Source organism: Microcoleus sp. Pol11C3, assembly GCF_036701485.1.
In the GTDB taxonomy this organism is placed as follows: domain Bacteria; phylum Cyanobacteriota; class Cyanobacteriia; order Cyanobacteriales; family Microcoleaceae; genus Microcoleus.
Genome location: NZ_JAUBQW010000002.1, coordinates 61,881 through 81,268 on the forward strand (window position 1 = coordinate 61,881; position 19,388 = coordinate 81,268).

General features: G+C 47.2%; 14 protein-coding genes. 5 read left to right on the forward strand and 9 right to left on the reverse strand.

The window, feature by feature from the left end:
- Positions 1-149: 149 nt before the first annotated feature.
- Positions 150-2,450 carry an IMS domain-containing protein gene (locus tag QUA40_RS01020; RefSeq protein WP_333121069.1) on the reverse strand — a complete coding sequence of 767 codons (2,301 nt, stop codon included), beginning with the start codon at positions 2,448-2,450 and terminating at the stop codon, positions 150-152.
- Positions 2,451-2,907: 457 nt separating this feature from the next.
- On the opposite strand from QUA40_RS01020, the gene pdhA reads away from it, so the two are divergent.
- The 3 genes from pdhA (at position 2,908) to QUA40_RS01035 (ending at position 5,878) form a co-directional block, all read left to right on the forward strand.
- Complete coding sequence (gene pdhA / locus QUA40_RS01025) at positions 2,908-3,945, forward strand: pyruvate dehydrogenase (acetyl-transferring) E1 component subunit alpha (protein ID WP_333121071.1); 1,038 nt, start codon at positions 2,908-2,910, stop codon at positions 3,943-3,945.
- Positions 3,946-4,054: 109 nt separating this feature from the next.
- Positions 4,055-4,507, forward strand: coding sequence for a clan AA aspartic protease (locus QUA40_RS01030; RefSeq protein ID WP_333121073.1), 453 nt, complete (start codon positions 4,055-4,057; stop codon positions 4,505-4,507).
- 561 nt (positions 4,508-5,068) lie between these two features.
- Positions 5,069-5,878 (forward strand): hypothetical protein, encoded by an 810-nt coding sequence (locus tag QUA40_RS01035; protein WP_333121075.1) that lies wholly within the window; start codon positions 5,069-5,071, stop codon positions 5,876-5,878.
- Between the two features lie 340 nt (positions 5,879-6,218).
- Here the strand turns inward: QUA40_RS01035 and QUA40_RS01040 are convergent, their stop codons facing one another.
- The 3 genes from QUA40_RS01040 to QUA40_RS01050 form a co-directional block, all read right to left on the reverse strand.
- Positions 6,219-7,319, reverse strand: a complete 1,101-nt coding sequence (locus QUA40_RS01040; RefSeq protein ID WP_333121076.1) for a M24 family metallopeptidase — start codon at positions 7,317-7,319, stop codon at positions 6,219-6,221.
- Positions 7,320-7,441: 122 nt separating this feature from the next.
- Entirely contained in the window at positions 7,442-8,527 is a 1,086-nt protein-coding gene (gene galT, locus QUA40_RS01045; protein WP_333121077.1) for a galactose-1-phosphate uridylyltransferase, read from the reverse strand.
- A gap of 209 nt (positions 8,528-8,736) precedes the next feature.
- The gene (locus tag QUA40_RS01050; RefSeq protein ID WP_333121078.1) at positions 8,737-9,228 is read right to left on the reverse strand and encodes a helix-turn-helix domain-containing protein; all 492 of its coding nucleotides are present in this window, start codon (positions 9,226-9,228) and stop codon (positions 8,737-8,739) included.
- A gap of 222 nt (positions 9,229-9,450) precedes the next feature.
- Between QUA40_RS01050 and QUA40_RS01055 the strand changes: the two genes are divergently transcribed.
- The gene (locus QUA40_RS01055; RefSeq protein ID WP_333121080.1) at positions 9,451-10,302 is read left to right on the forward strand and encodes a hypothetical protein; all 852 of its coding nucleotides are present in this window, start codon (positions 9,451-9,453) and stop codon (positions 10,300-10,302) included.
- 64 nt (positions 10,303-10,366) lie between these two features.
- Positions 10,367-11,812: a hypothetical protein gene (locus tag QUA40_RS01060; RefSeq protein WP_333121082.1), complete on the forward strand. Its 1,446-nt coding sequence runs from the start codon at positions 10,367-10,369 to the stop codon at positions 11,810-11,812.
- A gap of 93 nt (positions 11,813-11,905) precedes the next feature.
- Here the strand turns inward: QUA40_RS01060 and QUA40_RS01065 are convergent, their stop codons facing one another.
- The 5 genes from QUA40_RS01065 to QUA40_RS01085 all read right to left on the reverse strand — a co-directional run bounded on the left by QUA40_RS01065 (position 11,906) and on the right by QUA40_RS01085 (position 18,661).
- Positions 11,906-13,024: a beta-glucosidase gene (locus tag QUA40_RS01065; protein ID WP_333121084.1), complete on the reverse strand. Its 1,119-nt coding sequence runs from the start codon at positions 13,022-13,024 to the stop codon at positions 11,906-11,908.
- Positions 13,025-13,228: 204 nt separating this feature from the next.
- The gene (locus QUA40_RS01070) at positions 13,229-15,112 is read right to left on the reverse strand and encodes a glycoside hydrolase family 2 TIM barrel-domain containing protein (RefSeq protein ID WP_333121085.1); all 1,884 of its coding nucleotides are present in this window, start codon (positions 15,110-15,112) and stop codon (positions 13,229-13,231) included.
- A gap of 367 nt (positions 15,113-15,479) precedes the next feature.
- A complete protein-coding gene (locus QUA40_RS01075) occupies positions 15,480-15,836 on the reverse strand; it encodes an STAS domain-containing protein (RefSeq protein WP_333121087.1) in 357 nt (118 codons plus the stop codon).
- A gap of 148 nt (positions 15,837-15,984) precedes the next feature.
- Positions 15,985-17,229, reverse strand: coding sequence for a UDP-galactopyranose mutase (gene glf / locus QUA40_RS01080; RefSeq protein WP_333121089.1), 1,245 nt, complete (start codon positions 17,227-17,229; stop codon positions 15,985-15,987).
- 130 nt (positions 17,230-17,359) lie between these two features.
- Positions 17,360-18,661 (reverse strand): glycosyltransferase family 1 protein, encoded by a 1,302-nt coding sequence (locus QUA40_RS01085; protein WP_333121091.1) that lies wholly within the window; start codon positions 18,659-18,661, stop codon positions 17,360-17,362.
- Positions 18,662-19,388: the final 727 nt, after the last annotated feature.

A 19,388-nucleotide genomic window follows, 5' to 3' on the forward strand; every position in this document is an offset into this window, starting at 1 on the left:
AATCCTCTTCCTTCCAGGTAGATGTCGCCCCGCGTGCGGTCAACCTCAACAATTGCTGCAGACCTAGGATTTACTGCTGTAACCTTCCAGGTAGATGTCGCCCCGCGTGCGGTCAACTGTCAACTGTCAACTGTCAACTGAACAATTCCTTACTTGATCACTTGCCAATCCATAATCCGCCACTGTCCCTCTTGACGGATCAAGTCGTAGCGCACCCGCAGGTTTTCGTTGCGGGAAGAAACGAGTTGAGAACGATCGAACACTTCGGCTTTTTCTGATACTTGGGCTTCTACTTGGGCGCGATCGGGATTAGTCGGATTTGTCGTAACTCCATTAACTTGCAGCTTGTGTATATAACGCTGGTGAGCGTTGTTTCGCTGTTGAGCTTCTGCCATTAATTGCCAGCGAGACAAAGCGGGTTCTGTGAGAACTTGCTTTAATTCTTCGACTGTGTGCTTAGGGCCCAAAGCCGCTGCTTTCGCCGACAGCCAGCTTTGAACTAAGTCTCTTGCTGCTGTCTCAGTCATTGCTCCCGACGCCGCGGCGATCGGCTCTGGAGCCACGGAAACAGTGGGGATTTCTATCGGCGGTGCTTCCAGCCCGACGAGGGGCTCTGGCTCTTTTGGTGACAGGGCTTGTATCGCGCTCGCCAACAGACTGAGTATTAACCACAGAAGTAACAGGCTCAGGACACCTGCGACTAGAAACAGAGCCAGCCTGTTTCGAGGCATGGACTTGACTTGGGCAGAAATTTCTGTTGCCTTGGTGCGCGCCCGATCGACCAAATCCCCTGTTAGCGCCTTGCCCGTTGCTCCGCTGCGCCCTGAATGTTGGCGCCTGCGGGCTTTGGAAGTTGAGTCTGCGGGCTGTCCCGCCGTACCTGTCGGGAGAGAGACGGCGGCCTCCAGGCTGGGCCCGGCCGCAGTTGCCTGGAATTTCGGGCCCGAGGCTGCGGTTGCGGCGTCGGTTGGTACGGGGGTCAAGGTGACGGTACTGGCTCCCTGCTTGGTGGGTTGTGGGGGTACTGCTGCGGGCGATCTGCCTGCTGCAGGTTGCAGTCGCGCCGCCGGCTTGCCTGAGCGTGGCTGCACAACGACCCATTCGTTGGCGGTTTCTGCGTCCTGTGGCAAAGCTTCTAGGTAAGCTTGTACTTTCGGGTCGGCAAAGTAATCTTTCAACGATACTGACTGGTTGGCCAAGTCGCGGAAATGCGGAAACACCTCTTCTTGTAGCCAGTGTTCGGCGTACAAGCACAGTCCGGGCAACAAATCGGGAGAATCTTGGGAATGTTCGCGAATGAAGGCGAGGGGTTCTTTTTCCGAACTGAGTTCGAGGGCTCTGCTGGCTTCTTCTGTCTGGCCCAGCAGCAAGGAACAAACGGCTTTTTCTAGGTGAACGTCTTGGCGGCGACCGAGCTGCATCAGCATCAGCTTTGCCCGACGGATCATCGATGGCTGTCTGGCGGCAAATCCTTGGGCTAACAGGGTGTAGACCGAGAGGTAAGTGGCGACTGCGGAGGGGCGGCCGGCTTCGGCTTCAAATAGGGTCTGCTGCTCGCTGCTGGTTAGGTGTTTACGCATTTGCTGCACGAACCGGAGGAAGTCTTCTATTCCTAAACCCGATCTATCGTCTCCCGAACCGTCGATACCGCCTCGTTCTTGAAGCATTTCTCGCAGGATTTCCAGTCCCTTGCGACGCTCGGCGACTTTTTCTTCGGGGAGGGATAGTAGCTCTAAAATGTTGTACGGACGGAGTTTGTATCTGTCGGCTTGCATTTCACCCCTCACGCTTGCAAATAGGCCCTCAAGCAGCAGCAATTCTTGACCTGCTTCTAATGATTTTGCGGCATTTTCGTACTGACCTTGCTGCCACTGTTCGCGGCCGAGTTCTAGACAGGCAAGGCTGACAGTTAAAACTATATCTGGCCTCACGAGCTGGGGATCGCCGAAACGACCTTCTGCGATCGCTATGCTGCCATTGTTAAGATACGGGCGACCCAGCTTCTGTACGAGTTCGTATTCCCCCAGTTCTTGCAGTATGAGCAGGGCTCCTACGAATTGGTTGTCATCGATTTCAATACTTGGAGTGTGGGGGTCGGGAGCAGCCTCTAAAGGCTTGGACTCTGGCGGAGCGGTTTCTCCTGCGTCTTGCAGAAAGGTGGCCGTGCCTGCTGAGGTTTTCGACCTCTGGTGCTTGGCTTCCTGTGCGGCTTCCGACTCTCGATCGTAAGTTTTGGCTAAAAAACTGGCATCGTAAGCTTTGCGCTCGTCTGAGTCTGACAGAACGGCGCAGGCTTCATCGAGCAATTGTTTGCGGGCCACGATCGCAACTTCGGAATACTCCCTGCGCGGAAGCTGTAAAGTTCGATCGCGGTGAGCCTGCTGCAACTGTTCGGCAGTAGCTTGAATCGGTAGACCCAAAATCCGGTAGTAATCTAGTGGAATTAACATAAGTTAAAGAACTGTCCACTTCCCCAAAGCGCTAGCAACTGAATTAGCCTATCTTAAGTGAGATACTCCCGCAAACCAAATCAAAAATTCTGGTCTTGGCTTCCAACCGACCAATTCACGGTATGTTGGACTGACGGTAGAGATACTATGATTTTTTTCCCTCTACAGCGTTTTACAGTGAGGAAAATGGAAAGCCCACTGCCCGTCAGCTAAATGAGTTGTTGGACTCTTGAGCATTTTCGGGTTTGAGAGTAATGAAATTATATCATTTGTGTGCATGGGGTTTAGATGGGAGTTGGTTCTCCGAGTCCCGGTAATCCGCCCCGCCTGCCAAACTCATTTTAACAATTGGTGAACTGCAGCGGAGCAAGGGTGCGATCGTTTTCTGCTGCGGTTGTGTCCCATCTGGGTTTAAATTTAGATGTCTAGGAAGCCGATCGTCGGGTATTAATTATTTATGGTTCAGGAACGGATTTTACCGGTTTTTGACGCGCAAAGCGTAAACATTTCTCGGGATGAGGGCTTGATGCTCTACGAGGATATGGTCTTGGGGCGCTACTTTGAGGACAAGTGTGCTGAGATGTACTACCGGGGCAAAATGTTTGGTTTTGTCCACTTGTACAACGGTCAGGAAGCTGTCTCTACTGGCGTGATTCGATCGATGCGCCGGGATGACACCGATTACGTCAGCAGCACCTACCGCGATCACGTTCACGCTTTGAGCGCGGGCGTCCCGGCGCGGGAGGTAATGGCGGAGTTGTTCGGGAAGGAAACTGGTTGCTCGAAGGGCCGCGGCGGTTCGATGCACATGTTTTCGGCCGAACACCGACTGTTGGGAGGTTATGCTTTTGTGGCTGAGGGGATTCCTGTAGCTACGGGGGCGGCTTTTCAATCGAAGTACCGGCGCGAAGCTTTGGGGGATGAGAGTTCTGATGGCGTAACTGCTTGTTTTTTTGGCGATGGTGCTGCAAATAACGGGCAGTTTTTTGAGTGTTTGAATATGGCGGCTTTGTGGAAGTTGCCGATTCTTTATGTGGTGGAAAACAACAAATGGGCGATCGGCATGGCCCACGAGCGAGCTACTTCTGATCCCTTGATTTACAAGAAAGCTCATGCTTTTGGCATGGCTGGCTTCGAGGTTGACGGGATGGATGTTTTGGCGGTGCGGGAAGTCGCGAAGGAAGCTGTAGCGCGGGCGCGTGCGGGCGAAGGGCCGACTTTGATCGAGGCTTTGACTTATCGTTTTCGTGGCCATTCTTTGGCAGATCCTGATGAGTTGCGTTCTAAAGAAGAGAAGGAATATTGGTTCCCCCGCGATCCGATTAAGAAGTTGGCTGCTGATTTGATCGATCGAACTTTGGCAACTGCTGAAGAATTGAAAGAGATCGAAAATAAGATTCAAGCAGTAATTGATGATGCGGTAGATTTTGCGGAAAAAAGCGCCGAACCAGATCCGAGCGAATTGTATCGGTTTATCTATGCTGAAGATGAGTAATCTTTAGCAATAGTTTACCTACGGTTGCAGCCTACAGGTTTTAACCTGTGGCTGCACGAATTTCAAGCTAGAATTAAAGGAATAGTTTATAGACGAAAAGAGAGGCGACATGATAAATCTCGATCGCAATCTAAGTCAAATCACCAAAAATATGGGTGCAGTTCGAGTCAAAGTTAAGCTAACGAATGCAATTGATGAAGAGTTAGTCAAGAGAGGATTGCTCAATCCAAATCTGTTGCGCGTGTACGAAGCAGAAGCACTGATAGATACTGGTGCAGTACGCACAGCTATTCCTGTAGAAGTTTGCGAACACCTGGGTTTAAGAATTAGGAGTGAGGAAATAGCAAAATATGCTGATGGTAGACAAGAAGCTGTGGGATTGACCGGGCCTATTCTGATTGAAATAGAAGGGCGCGAGACGATTGAGGCAGCAATGGTTTTAGGCGATATAGTGCTAATCGGTCAAACTGTTTTAGAAACATTAGATTTGCTGGTAGATTGCAAGAATCAGCGTTTAGTTCCCAATCCTGAAAATCCCGAAAGGCCTGTATTGAGAGTTTAAATTAACTAAGCTATTTCACATTTAACCTGAATATTTGGGGCGCGCAGGATGCCCACCCAAAATAATTTTAAGGGTTTACAGATATTTTGGATGTGAATTATAAGTAATCGGACAGAATTAATTACATACACCTTGTTTACTGGGTAAGGCTTGTAGCCAAAATTTTGTTTAATTAATACTGTTCCACTACTTAATACCAACCTTATGGTTGGTTGGTAGCGTTATGTACGGGCTGTTACCAAGATTTACGCTACAACGAATCGCACTGTCCCTCGATTTTCATCTCTGGTGTGTTTGACCCAAGGCGCTTGAATTTGGCACACTTATTGCATTGCTGCATCAGTCTCAGGGATTTCTTAAGACGGTGGCGGCTGAGGTTGTAGGGAGAGGGCGATCGCTACATGACTCGTTTGAGCAAAAGCGCACTACGATGCGTTTGTGTTACATTTTTTTAGCTTATGTCCTATTCTTCGCAGACCTCGGCTTTACCTCAGTACAGGTTAAGGTTTGTCAAGGAGCCAAAAATCCCATCCTATGAGCGGGGTGGAAGTGTCAAATTCTATGAAGCCAAAACCATACAATCTAGATCGATCTGCACAGCATGGAATCAGTAATGTCAAGAAACTGCCAGAAGTTACAGTCTTATTCTGGATTATCAAGTTGCTAACGACGGGAATGGGCGAAACGACTTCAGATTACCTAGCTCATCAGATGAACCCAATTTTTGCGGTGGCTCTTGGAGGGAGTGGATTGGTCGTTGCGTTACTAATACAGTTTTCAGTACGTAGATATATTCCCTGGGTCTATTGGTTAGCTATCATTATGGTCGCTATCTTCGGCACGATGGTTGCTGATGCCATCCATGTCGGATTGGGTATTTCGTATCCCATATCAACCGCAGGATTTTCTGTGGTGCTTGGCATTATTTTTGCAGTTTGGTATATGAGCGAGAAAACGTTGTCTATTGAGCATATCTACACGTTTCGGCGCGAGTTATTTTACTGGGCAACGGTCATGGTTACGTTCGCGCTTGGCACAGCCGCAGGTGATATGACGGCATCAACTCTGAATTTGGGTTACTTCACGTCGGGCTTGCTGTTTGCCGTGCTGTTTGCTCTACCAGCCCTGGCATACTGGCGCTCAGGACTCAACGAGGTCGGGGCTTTTTGGCTCGCATATATCCTGACTAGGCCACTGGGCGCTTCATTCGCAGATTGGATAGGTAGATCTCAGGAGCTTGGCGGGGTTGGCTTTGGTACGGGGCGGATTAGCCTTGTCTTAGCTATTCTAATCGCTGGTGGAGTTGCTTATCTCACATACTCTAGCAAAGACAGTAAGATTGCTGGTGCAGTAAATACTAAATCTGAGTAGTTCTGCCTGTATCTATTCTCAGATGAAGACTGTAGAAAAGAAAGTCATACCAAATCCACTTTGGCATGACTTCTATCACCAATGCCAAAACATGAGCATAAAGCGAATTTGGTAAATCGGTAGGGTGTCTGTCATAAGCGAATTGGGTAAAAGACCTCTTGCATAAGTCTTTGATTGATACATAAACCGCAGATTTAAGGCAGATGCAGCACAGATTAACGCAGATATTTTCAGGCTCGTTTGCGATTTTTGCAAGAGGTTTATTAGAGATGTTGGTTAACCCGCCGCTACGGGATATGTATTATCGATGTTGTTAAAACTTTTGAGCCATCTCAAAATTCTAAACGATTTTCGGCACTGGCCGCAATCTTCCCGCTACTTCTACACTCGGCCAATTCGGATCGAATGTCAAATTTTCCAACGTTCCATCGCTGTGAATTACAAACGTATCCTCAATTTTTGCTCCCGACAAACTCGGGTTCCAAGCCACAGCCATATTTTCTGTCAAAATATCTGAAGTAGCTGGATTAGCCACAATTTCCCGTGCCAAATATCCGGTAGTTCCGCCTTGATGGTGTTCCGCAATTGCTTGAGGATACCCGTGTTGTTCGTAAGCAGTTTTAAGCGTATCATAAACCGCATTCAGCGATACTCCCGGCCGACACGAATTCAACGCAGCCACTTCAATTTCTCTGACTTGTCGGTGCAAGTCTGAATGCTTTTCCCCAAGAACGTCGAAACTGACAAATCTGGTTAAATTTGCATACAAACCCCATCCCCTCGCGCAAAATACTAACATTGCTTGTCGCCCAATTTGTTCGCCGGTTGCTGTGGCGTGACGGTACAGTGGCAAACGCCTTTCTCCAGCAACTAATGTCAGGGCTGGATGCAAACCTCTCGCCCACAATGCCTCTGCACCGGCTCCCGCTAGCTGATATTCTGTCCATGTAGGTTTTGCTGCGGAAAGTACCTCTGTCATCGCTTCGCTGGCTAAACGCCCGACTCGCCGATATCGCTCTAATTCACTTGACATCATTGTCTGTTTTCGAGACTGTAAAGATGCGATTATTGGGGTTTCTTTGGGATAAATTGGTCGATCGCTCATGACGTTACCGCCATCTGTTATTTCTTTCACAAAAGCTTCTCGCTGTGCAACATCTGCCCAAGGATAGATGTACATTTGAAAGTTGGCTGGAATTTCTTCGTCTTGCAGGCGCTGGGCTTCGATTTCATCGGTGAGAACCCAAGCGGTTTCGGCGGTGATTAAAAGTTCTGCAACTCCAGTTTCTGCGGTTAGCAATACTGTATGGGAACCGCCGGCTGTGGCCCAGGCAAACCAGTCTGTGCCTCGTAAGCGAAGGGCAATTGCTCCTGTTTCGGTTAAAGTTTGGCGGATGAATTCGAGTTTGCGATCGACTTCTTTGTTGAATGAGTTTATCATCGGCTTTATTGCATCTAAATTATATTTTTAGGGCGGGCGGGACACCCCACGAAGAAGGAAGAAAATCAATTATTTGAGTCAGGATTTCCTCAATCTAAAATCTAAAATCTAAAATCTAAAATTTACAAGAGATTGACGGATACGGCTTGCAATTCTTTAGCTTTTTCTTCGGGTAAAGCGTCGTTGGCAAACATTCCGGCGGCTAGTTCGGTTCCTGCTAGATATTTTAGCCGATCGCTCGATCGATAGGGCGGATAAAATTGCGCGTGCAAATGCGCTTCTGGGTGTGGTTTTCCGTCTGTGGGGCCTTGAAACCAAGCCATCAAATAAGGGAATTGGCGCTGCCACAAACCGTCATATTTGAGGGTGACTGTTTTTAAGGCTTTAGCGAGTGATTGACGCTGTTTTTCGGTAAGATCGATAAATGTAGCAGCGGGTGCGATCGGCGCAATCCACACTTCGTAGGGGTAGCGGGCGCAAGCGGGGACAAAGGCGATCGCCTCTTCATCTAAATAAATAATTCGCTGTTTGTCGGCAATCTCTTTTTGAATCAAATCTTGCAGCAAACCGCTGCTATTTTTTTGATAGTAAACCGATTGACATTCTAACATCCGCGCCGGCACTGGTGGCACGAAAGGATAAGCGTAAATTTGACCGTGGGGATGGTGCAAAGTTACTCCAACTTCGACGCCGCGATTTTCAAAAGGCAAGACGTATTGAATTTCGGGATTGCTGCCGATAACTGAAGTGCGATCAGCCCATACTTCTAACAGCAATTCTAAGTGAGATAACTCCAAAGCGCCGAGGGAAGCCTGGGGATCTTGAGTAAACACTACCACTTCGCAAATGCCGTGAGCGGGCAAAGTTTCCACAATATTTGCAGGTGCGTTTTTTGCCTGCAAAGTCATCGAGGGAAAGCGGTTGTCAAACACTGCTACGTCGTAATCTCCCTGCGGCAATTCTGTCGGAAATTTAGGGTTAATTGTAGCAGCCAGCGGGTTGTATTCCGGCGGCGGCATGAATGTTCTTCCCTGGCGGTGGCTGGCGTATGCTACCCATTCCCCCCGCAAAGGATGCCAGCGAAAATGCGGGTTTGCCTGTACGGGTTCGTTACTGGGACTTACTGCCACGATGCCTTCTGGGATTGGGTAGCGGCTGTAGAGTGTCAGCGGGCGGCCGTCTGGTTTTCGCAATATTTGGGAGTGCATTTTGGTAGGGGCGGGCGATTGCTTTTAATAGATTTTAGGATTATAACTTCGTGCTGTGATAATCCGCCCCTATCTAAAGTCGCAAATTATATAGATAAGTCAAGTTAGGAATGCGAATTTAAGCCGACAGTCCGGCAGGGGTTTAAACCCCTGCCGGACTGTGGGGCGATCGGTTTAACATTAAGCTAATGCCTTAAAGCTCATTTTCTTTAGTTGGCACCATTGCCATTGATATCGAAGTTTTCTATAATGGGAATTTCTGAAGGTGAGGAAGCTACGATTCGCAGGTTGATATCAACTATGATTTGATTTTTATCAACAACTACATTTGCTTTTTTTATTAAGAATTTTATTGGTAAACAATCGCCTGATTCAGGTTCGGGAGACGGCTGAGTTTTATATCCTGCGTCCTCCAGCCATTCACAAATCTTCCTCCAGTTTTCTACCTTTTCATCAGCTTTACCTACCAGATTTTTTACATATTGGTATAAAGTATTACAGAAATCTACCGCAATTCCCTTGGGGTTTTTACTGAGCCGTTCGGCAATTTCGGCGGGACTGTAGCCGCAGAGTAGACCCCGTAGATGTTGTTTCTCTGTAGGCGTGAGCCGCTTTCCCTTGGCGGATGCTAGGTCTGTGTAAAGAGTTTCTAAGTCCCAGTCGCGGGCAGCTTCGGGGAAGCGATCGTTAGAGGATGCCATTGCAGGGGATAGGTTTCTGGATTTTTTATAATCAAAGTCTAACACGATTCCTAATGCTTATTAGTTTCTTTGTTAAAGGTAGTTAGATTAGGATGAGGGAAAGCAGAATCGTGATTAATTTTACACAGGAAATTGTGGCAAGGCTCACTTCTTGCGAGGTACCGTTTTCTGCTCGACAGAGTTATCAACACAAACTCCTCATAATTAGGTATTTACCCGTAAATGTTTAACCACGAATACAAAAAAGAGGCACAAGATAGACTGCGCCGTGCAGTAGAAAAGTACCAAAGAGATTGTGAGTATTTACAAAATGCCGCTGGAAGTCTTTATCAAACGCGAGTCAATCGTGGGGTTGAGATTATCCAACTATGCGAAAATTACATTAACACGTTGGCCAATTCGCCAAAAGAGTTTAGCAAAGTCGTTACAAAACTGAAGTTTCAGCTCAAGGAAATTACTGGCAAAGATTGGGATCTAATCTATGCGGCTCATAACAGCAATGTAGCAGCAGCAGGTGGTGCAGGAGTCATGGCTGGAGCAGGAGTTGCCTGTTTTGGGCCAGCAGCAGCAATGGCAATTGCTACAACTTTTGGAACAGCCTCAACAGGTACTGCGATTGCTTCTCTTTCCGGTGCAGCCGCCGTTAATGCTGCTTTAGCTTGGTTAGGAGGTGGCGCTCTTACTGTGGGTGGTGGCGGTATGGTGGCTGGAAATGCACTGCTGGCACTAGCAGGGCCGATTGGCTGGGGGATTGGTGGTGTAGCTTTGGTTGGTAGTGCTTTTTGGACAAGTAACGAGAATGAAAAAATTGGTGACGAAGCCAACAACCGCGCTCTTGAAATTGAAGGTGACACAGCTAAAGTCAACATAACAAAGAAAGAAGTCAATCTTCTTGAGGGGGAAACTGTCAAACTAGCTAAGTTGATTCAAAGTGAACTGCAATACTTCAAGCAGAATGCACCTTTGAATTACCTGAATTTTAGCCAAGCTCTCAAACAAAGGCTGGGGACTTTAATCAATTCCATTACTTCCCTGAGCGAGTCTATTAAAAAGACCGTAGACCTGAAAATGTAATTATAATTTGGAGTGCAGCATTATCCTCTAGCAATTAGGGAGTAAGGCTGCTATTTTTTTAAACATGGAAAACAGAGAAGATAGACATCTAACAACTCAATTCGTTGCTGCAATAGTAGCAGAGGAAAATCTGCGCCATGCAGAACAGCTTACAAGGGAACTCAGTAAACAAGACCGAGCTTTTTTTGCAGCGGTCAGGGAGATTGATAAAGTTCGTGATTTTGTGGGTACTCCCGAAAACATTCTGGGAAACACAAGCACAAAACACGGTGAAATAGCTGAGCAAGTGGAAGTTGGTATTCGCAATGCAAAATCTCTTTTGAACTCCTCTGAAACTCGCGCTACTTTTGAAGGAGTGGGTAGAACAGCACCGGAAGATTATTTAATTGATGGTATTAAAGTACAGTCTAAATTTGTGAATGGGGTTGGCAATAATTTAGACCACGTTCTCGACCACATGAAGAAATACGAAAACTTTGGCAGAGATGGGTCATATTACCACATCCCTAAAAACCAATATGAAGTTATTGATAAAATATTGAAAGGGCAACAAGTCGAGGGAATAACAAGTCGTACTGCTCAAAAAATACAAGAAAAAGCTCAAGAAATAGAGCTGATGTCGGGTCGTCCTTTCAGTCAGACTGTTCAAGCTGGATCGTCTAACTATGAAGATGTGCAAATAGGCAAAGTTGACGATACCCTAGACCGCAAAGAGCATGAATTAAAGCAAGAACACAAAGAAATTAAGGATGGGATACGCTACGACGCTCAACCTACTTTGGCTGATTTTGGTAATGTTGCTGTTAAAGGCGCGGTTATTGGTGGTAGTATTCGATTTGCTACTAAGCTTTACGCTAAGTATAAGCAAGGTAAAAACGTTTTTAAGGGTGAGTTAACCCCCGAAGACTGGCAAGAAATTGGAATTGATACCGCAAAAGGAGCTGCACTTAGTGGTATATCGGCAACAGTTATTTATGGGTTAACGAATTTTACCCAAATGTCTGCACCTTTAGCTGGTGGTTTTGTTAGTGCAGGCTTGGAAGTTGCTAGTTTAGTCGGTAGTTTGAACCGAGGGGAAATTACGGCCGATCAATTCGTTGAATTAAGTTTATTTGCTTGTGCTGATTCAGCCATTGTTGCTGCTGGAGCTACTATCGGACAAGCTTTGATTCCGATTCCTGTTGTTGGCGCTGTCATTGGTGCGATCGCGGGTCGAATCGTAACTGGTTTTTGCAAGCAGTTATTGGGACAAGATACTCATCTTGCTCGACAAGTGGAACAATATTATCAACAGTCTCTGGCTAAAATTGACCGAGCTTACAAGGCAGCCGTTGCTAATCTTATTGCTACCTATGAACGACTAGGTAATTTAGCAGAAGCAGCTTTTGATCCTAACTTAAACCTCGAAGTGAGATTACAAGCTAGTATCGAATTAGCTGAAGCTTATGGCGTTTCTGATTCCAAGATTATTCACAATGTAGATGAGCTTGACTCTTTTATGCTGAGTTAATCGAATAAAATATTAGGAAATCATCGGGAATTTTTAACGCAGATTTAGTATAAGGTGCGCTTCGGCGCACCCTACAGAATTAGATCGAAGTTTTTACTCGTGCAACTTCAACAGCGGTTCAATCTGCTGCCTTTGAAACTGCAATTCATCCGCCAAAGGCTGGTAAATTTCTCGATCGCCCGATTCATTGCAATAATCCCACAAACCATTGTAACAGTGCCTGTCGTCGTCCCAACCCGGATGGTTGACAATCGGATACAAGCAGATTCCCTCTATCGGAACTCCTGCTTTCATCGCCGCCACTACCTCAGTGCACACATAATTAAACCAGACAGGTCTAAAATCGTCTTCAGTACCCGTTTCGGCTATGAATAAGGGGCGACGGTAGCGCTCAAACACTTCTTGCAGCAGTTCGCGAAACGGGCGGTACAGCTTGTCTGTGTATTTCATCGGATCTTCATTGTGAATCCACTGATTGCGATCGTAATAATTCACCCCAATAATATCGAGATATTTTTCCTTGCCGCCGAGTTCCGGGCGAAAACGTCCCGCTAACATATCCCAAGCTTGATATTGAGATAAGCGATAACCTTCCGCTGCGTCCCGATCCTCCGGTTTATCAGGATCGGCAATAATGTTAATTGTGGGATCGATTTGAACGATGCGAGTGCTGGGATTGACTTCCCAAACTGATTCTATCCCTGCGATCGCTGCTTTAATCAACTGGATTTTGAGCTCGTCTCCCCGCCCTTTGGCAAACGGATTGATGTAGGCGACATCGCCGCCGGCCCAAGCAATAAATGAAATTTCATTGACAGGTGTTACAAAAGGTGTTTGGTCGGTTTCGTTCGCCAGCACTTCCATAAAAGCGCGCACCATGTTTGCAAACCTGGACACAAATTCGGGACTGAAAATATCAATATCGTCAGGCCAGCCGTAGTGAAACAAATCCCAAATTACCTGCATTTTCATGTCGCGGGCTGCCCGGATGATGGGCAGGGAACTGGAAAAATCGTATTTTCCGGGCGACTGTTCGATTAAGTGCCAGCGGAGGCCTTCGCGGACTGTGTAAATGCCTTGCTCTTGCAAGCGTTGGTAGTCTGCTGCTGCAAATTTATCGTGACCGGTGGCGGCTGTGACATCGAGGCGTTTTCCAGATTGCACTCTGTGGGTGGAACATTCAAATCCGCCCATGAAAAAACTTTGAAACATGATTAAACAGTTGACAGTTGACAGTTGACAGCGAGGTTTTAAGGTTCGTAGTAGGGACTTTAGTCCTTAAATATTCCTAAAAAAGGACTTGCATTCCTCACTACAAACGGTATTTTGGTTTGTAGTGAGGACTTCAATCCTTTCGGATCTTTAAGAAAGGACTTGCATTCCTCACTACAAACTAAATTTTGGTTTGTAGTGTATTTAGCATTGAGTAATAGCTTGGGGCTGTGAACTTTCTTCGGGAATATCCCAGCCGAGAGTTGCCGCAGCCATCACCTCTAGGGGAAACTTGGGAGTGCGATCGGCATACAGCAAACCGTTAGCTTCTTGGAAAGTATCGGTTAACTGCGTGTAACAAAATCCGCTGAACATTTCCACTCGGTTTACCACCTGCAACAGCGCGGTGTAGCGCTTTTGCAGTTCCTTCGTGTCCGAAGCGCGCACGTAGCCCCAAACTCTGTAAAAATCAGGGTTTTCGCGACCGGCGCAGGCGATACCACCGAATTCTGTCAGCATCATCGGCTGTCCTTGGTGCGGGTGGCCGTCGAGGGTGAGGACTCGCCCGCCGGGACGCCCGCGATCGAACAAATCGGCTAGCTGGACTTCGGGCCCGTAGCGCTTGGCTAGGGTTTGCGGATTGTTGTCGTAGTCGTGAATCGCCAGAATGTCGGTATCGATGCTTTCCCAGCCGTCGTTACCGATGACGGGGCGAGTCGGATCGAGGGTTTTGGTCAAGAAATACAGCGCTTGCACGTAGTTGCGGTGGGCTGCTGCTTCGACTAAATTCGGAACTCCCCAGGATTCGTTGAACGGCACCCAGACTACGATACAGGGGTGGCTGGCGTCGCGGTCGATGACTTCCGTCCACTCCTGCGTCAGTCGTTGAACGGCTTTGGGAGTGAAGCGGTAGGCGCTGGGCATTTCTTCCCAAACTAGGAGTCCCAGCACGTCCGCCCAGTACAAAAATCGCGGGTCTTCGATTTTTTGGTGTTTGCGGACGCCGTTGAAACCCATTGCTTTGACTAATTCGACATCGTGGCGCAAAGCTTCGTCGGAAGGGGCAGTCATCATGGTGTCGGGCCAGTAACCTTGGTCGAGCACCAGTCGCAAATAGTAGGGGCGGCCGTTTAGCATGAAGCGATCGCGCTGGATGCTGACAGTCCGCATGGCGGTGTAGGATTTAATCTCGTCGAGTAGTTTCCCGTCTGCCCATAACTGCACTTGAGCGTTAATTAGCGTCGGCTTTTCGGGACTCCACAGCAGTTCGTTGCGGTAGTCGTCGATACCGGGGTCTGAGAGGGCGATGCGGCGGTGGATTTCACCGTTGATGACTTCGTAGGTGTCGTTGACCAGCAGCATACAGCCGATCGACAGTTTAACTTTAATCTGAATTCCCGACTGGCGATCGCCCGTGACAAACGCTTCAAAACCGATTTCCCAGCGTTCAAACTGCGGAGTCCAGCGGATGCGCTCAATATAAGTGCGAGGCACGAATTCTACCCATACAGTCTGCCAAATGCCGGTCGTGCGCGGATACCAAATACTGTGTGGCTCTATTTGCCAGTCTTGCTTGCCGCGCGGTTGCTCCAAATCTTGCGGGTCGTCGTGGGCCCAGACTGTAACCCGCTGCGGCCCGCTGAGGTTCAAAACTGCTGTAATGTCTGCCGTGAATGGAGTGTGTCCGCCTTCGTGTTCGATGACAAACTGACCGTTCACCCAGACGCGGGCGCGGTAGTCTACTGCCCCGAAGTGCAGCAGCACTCTTCCTTCTGCGTGGGGTACGTCAAATTCGCGCTCGTACCAGCAGTTGGCGTGAAAATTCGTGTCGCCGATCCCGCTTTTTGCCGATTCAGGAGCAAACGGCACTTCTATAGTGTGAGTCCACTCAGAAATATCGATCGGCTGCACGCACACTCCCGCGTCGTCGTAAGCAAACCTCCACTGACCGTTAAGACAAATCCAGTTACTGCGGCGCAATTGGGGGCGCGGATAACCTGTTTTCCGCCCTTGAACAGTTACCTTGTTGTCAACAGTTGCAGACTCTTCAATATCGCAATTTTCTAGTTCTCTACCTAACCAGCTCATCGGCACATCTACCCGAAGTTATATTTATACGTTAGCGACTATTGCCCCGACTTGGAGAAGTTTTTTGCTAATTAATTTGCAAAAGTTCTGCATTTTAAAACAGCCTCATCTGAAAGCTCTCTTATGTTCAAGTCATTAGTCATTAGTCATTAGTCATTAGTCATTACTCAGAAGCCATAGTCAGGAAATTTTTTAGGTCGTAGTCTCAAACCCTTGATTTTTCCTTGACCGCTCGATTACCCAATCGCCCTGAAACCAATATTCTAGCGTTGCCCATCAAAAACTGTCCAAAGTTTTGAGGAGGAAGAAAGATTTTCCTCTGGGACCCTCGGATCATGGGACACTCTTCCCAACTCACAACTCTAGTTTAGCTGGCAACACTTTGCAAACCTGCTAAAGGTTCAGTTTGGTCACTTTTGAGGTTAACTTCTTCCGAAGGTGGCAAACACTGAAATATTTGTTCTAGTCCCGTGAGTTCAAAGAGCATTCTAACTTGTTGGCTCATGGCAGATATCAAAAGTATACAGGCGCTGTCTCTCACTAATTTCACGATCGCCACTACAGCCATTAACTCCGAATTTTTCAAAAAATTAATTTTTGAGAAATCGAGCATAAGAATTTTGCCACCACTGTCAATTAGGCGCTCTATTTCTTTATGGAAATGCGGAAATTGAGCAGTTTGCAAAATCTCATGAGACAAAACAATTTTAACTATAACTCTCATTTTCACCTCAACACTTGTTTGAATTGTTAAATAAATTTTGATCCAAACCTAGTATGGTGATCCATGCCTACCTTACGTTTTTAGCGAGCGCAGTAGGTGGCGCACGGATCACCAGACATTTTGACCCCTACAAATTCACAAATTCCAGCTACTTGCTACCAGATTTACCGTTGCCATTGCCGTTGCCCTTGCCGTTGACAGCAGCGACTTCTAGAGAAGCTGCGGCTGGGCGATCAACCACTGCATCCGAGGAGCTTACATTAGAAGGAGAACCGTTAACATTCGCCGCCAATTCAATCACCGGCTTGGTAGTAATTTTAGTGTAAGTTGTCAGAGCTTGAGCGACCACTTGATCCATGTTGTAATACTTGTAAGTCGCCAGCCTTCCCACGAAAGCTACTCCCGGAGTTGCATCAGCCAAAGCCTTATATTTCTTGTAAATTTCGGCATTTTCTGGACGCGGAACCGGGTAGTAAGGGTCTCCCTCAGCTTGGGGGTATTCGTAGACAATGCTAGTTTTTTGATGCTCTTGTCCGGTGAGGTATTTAAACTCCGTGCAGCGAGTATATAAATGCTCGTTGGGGTAATTTACGACCGGTGCTTTTTGGTGTACGGGTACGTTCAGTGTTTCGTGCTTGAATTCCAAGGAACGGTAAGGAAGTTTGCCGTAGCAATAATTGAAATAGGTATCGACCGGCCCGGTGTAAATCATTTCTCCGTAAGGGATAAAACCCTCAATTTCCCGGTAGTCGGTATTCAGCATCACCTTGATGTTTGGGTGATCCAGCATCTTTTCAAACATCCGAGTGTAGCCGTGCAGCGGCATTGCTTGATAAGTATCGGTGAAATAGCGATCGTCCCGGTTAATGCGAGTGGGTACGCGGGCAATCACTGAGTTGTCGAGTTCCGACGGGTCCATTCCCCACTGTTTGCGCGTGTAGTTGCGGAAGAATTTCTCGTAAAGTTCGCGACCAACTTTGCTGACAACCACATCTTCGGAAGTGCGAATGTAATCCTTGGGTTCTGCTACTTTCGCGAAGAAATCTTCTACTTCAAATGAGGTGAGATTCAGTCCGTAAAGTTGGTTTACGGTGTTGAGATTGATGGGAATTGGCAGCAGTTGACCGTCAACGCTGGCGAGGACGCGGTGTTCGTAGGGCCGCCACTCGGTGAAGCGCGAAAGATACTCGAAAACAGGGCGCGAATTGGTGTGAAAAATGTGGGGGCCGTATTTGTGTACGAGGATGCCGTGGTCGTCGTAGTGATCGTATGCGTTGCCGCCGATGTGGTTGCGGGTATCAATTATCAGGACTGTTTTTCCGGCTTCATTTGCTAGTCTTTCAGCAATGACGCTACCTGCAAATCCGGCTCCGACGATTAAATAGTCAAACATTAAAACACCTCTGAGTTTTGGTAAGGTAAGGGGTAATTAGTAATTTGGAATTGCAAACAAAACCAGGAGAATTGAGTCTTAAGTTGGGAATGCGTTAATTGGTAACTCTTTAACTTACACCTCAACTTTCCTAACTTAAAATTTTCATCCTGCCTTCTGCTTTCTGCTTTTTGCCTTCGATCGCAGTTTCGATCAACCCCAGCATTTCGCCCCAGGTATTGTCCCAAGAATTGTCTGCTAAAAAGGCGTCTACTTCACTCAGCCACTTCATGCGAACGTCAGAACTTTCGCTGAAGATTTCGTCGGCACAAGCAACGAATTCTTCAGAATTGCTAGCAATCCGAACCAAGCCGTTTTCTCCGTAGGGCCGCACCACGTCGCGGATAGGAGTAGAAATCACCGGTTTGCCGGCAGCGAGGTATTCTGGAGTTTTCGTGGGACTAATAAACTTAGTCGATTCGTTAATCGCAAAAGGCAGCATGGCTATATCCCACCCGCCAAGATACGCTGGCAGTTCTTGATAAGATTTGCCACCGAGATAGTGGATATTTGGGTGAGTGGGCAGAGTTGCCAGATCGATTTTTACCACCGGGCCAATAATGACTAAATGCCAGTCTGGCTTTGCTTGAGCCATGCCCGCTAGCAGTTCGATATCCATGCGTTCGTCTATGACGCCATAAAATCCCAAACGCGGGTGAGGAATGTCTTTTTGATCCGCCGGTTCTTCTGAAAGATTCCTGGCTGTCGCAAAGTGTTCTTTTTCGATGCTGCTGGGGAAGGGGTGAATGTTTGGGTGCTGGTGCTGTTTGGCTTCGTAAAGGTTGTGTCCCCCGGTAAATACTACGCTAGCGCGCTTTAATAATTGGTTTTCATTGGCTTTTAAATCCGGGTGCGCGCCTTGGAATGCTGACAGTTCATCCATGCAGTCGTAGACTACAGCTAGCGGATTTAAGTGGCTGGTGAAACTGACAGCCATTGGTGTGTAATACCAGAGGATGTACTGGCTAATTTCTGCCGCTCGAAACAAATCATCTAGCATGGCTTGCTGAGCAGTTTGTGCTGTTGCTTCGCTGGTTCCTTCGCTCAGGTGCGGTACTATTACCCAGACTCCGCTTTCGTGGATGCTGACATCAAGCCACCAATCTGTAGCCTCGCTAAACACAGGTTCTTCTACAAAGAATACGCGACGATTTTTGGCACAGCGACTCAAGAGATGTTGCGGACGCTGATAAACAAAATTCCACCGCAAATGAGACAGGCAAACTAAATCTGGTGCATCTAAAGCCTCAGTTTTTGATAAGTTAGCGCGCAATGCGGGCGACGCAGCGAATTGAGAGGGCGATTTGGCTGGATCTATAGAGGTAAATCGGATCTCCCATGCTCGATCGTTATTGCTATAATTATTGTTTACTGAGTTTTCGGGGGGCGACATATTAGCCTCTGGAATTTGTCAAGGAAAATTTGTCCGTTAAAAGTGGTCAATAGGATATATTTCTCAGCAGTGTCTTACTGAAAGTCGCAAGCATAAATCTGAGAACTTTTATTGACGAGCAAGCGCCGCATTCAAGGAGCCAAACAAAGAAAGTGTTTAGCTGCGGAAAAAACAGGCTTATCTGCTTTTTTCAAAATTGAAACTTGGAGATAAGTTAATATTGTTAGACTTGCTATTGTTGTTAAATATAACCCGGTTTTTCTCCCCTAACTTCTATCTGAAGGATGACTTTTATCTCAGGAGACACCTAGCTTGCAGGCTGGGTTCCAAAGCCGTTAAAATGCCGATCGACCTTGTAAAATGACTCTTAACTGGCAGGTACGGGGTGAAAAAAGAGCGAGTTTTATTGCTTTATTTGAAGATGAGAGAAAATTTGCCATCAAGTTTATGTTGCTTTTTGATTTGACAAACCTTGCTTTTTTTCAACTCATCCGATCGCTAATTTGGTAAATTTGTATCCTAATATACCAAGTTGCGATCGAGATTTCTGACTTCCGATAGATTAATAATTGACAGTTTATGCAATGAGGTTAAACTCACCGAAAAGTACCTGTCTCAACAATAACACAGAAAACAGGTAACGGCAACGATAAACCTAAGATTTTGGGCGAGTCTGTGGGAAGAAACCAAGATAATGACATTTGCGCCGTGGGCGTCAGTTTAACCT

Coding starts and splice junctions, on each gene's coding strand:
- QUA40_RS01040 (WP_333121076.1), bottom strand. CDS start 7,319: ATGATAAACTCATTCAACAAAGAAGTCGATCGCAAACTCGAATTCATC.
- QUA40_RS01075 (WP_333121087.1), bottom strand. CDS start 15,836: ATGAGAGTTATAGTTAAAATTGTTTTGTCTCATGAGATTTTGCAAACT.
- QUA40_RS01085 (WP_333121091.1), bottom strand. CDS start 18,661: ATGTCGCCCCCCGAAAACTCAGTAAACAATAATTATAGCAATAACGAT.
- QUA40_RS01055 (WP_333121080.1), top strand. CDS start 9,451: ATGTTTAACCACGAATACAAAAAAGAGGCACAAGATAGACTGCGCCGT.
- pdhA (WP_333121071.1), top strand. CDS start 2,908: ATGGTTCAGGAACGGATTTTACCGGTTTTTGACGCGCAAAGCGTAAAC.
- QUA40_RS01065 (WP_333121084.1), bottom strand. CDS start 13,024: ATGTTTCAAAGTTTTTTCATGGGCGGATTTGAATGTTCCACCCACAGA.
- QUA40_RS01060 (WP_333121082.1), top strand. CDS start 10,367: ATGGAAAACAGAGAAGATAGACATCTAACAACTCAATTCGTTGCTGCA.
- QUA40_RS01050 (WP_333121078.1), bottom strand. CDS start 9,228: ATGGCATCCTCTAACGATCGCTTCCCCGAAGCTGCCCGCGACTGGGAC.
- QUA40_RS01070 (WP_333121085.1), bottom strand. CDS start 15,112: ATGAGCTGGTTAGGTAGAGAACTAGAAAATTGCGATATTGAAGAGTCT.
- galT (WP_333121077.1), bottom strand. CDS start 8,527: ATGCACTCCCAAATATTGCGAAAACCAGACGGCCGCCCGCTGACACTC.
- QUA40_RS01030 (WP_333121073.1), top strand. CDS start 4,055: ATGATAAATCTCGATCGCAATCTAAGTCAAATCACCAAAAATATGGGT.
- QUA40_RS01035 (WP_333121075.1), top strand. CDS start 5,069: ATGAAGCCAAAACCATACAATCTAGATCGATCTGCACAGCATGGAATC.
- QUA40_RS01020 (WP_333121069.1), bottom strand. CDS start 2,450: ATGTTAATTCCACTAGATTACTACCGGATTTTGGGTCTACCGATTCAA.
- glf (WP_333121089.1), bottom strand. CDS start 17,229: ATGTTTGACTATTTAATCGTCGGAGCCGGATTTGCAGGTAGCGTCATT.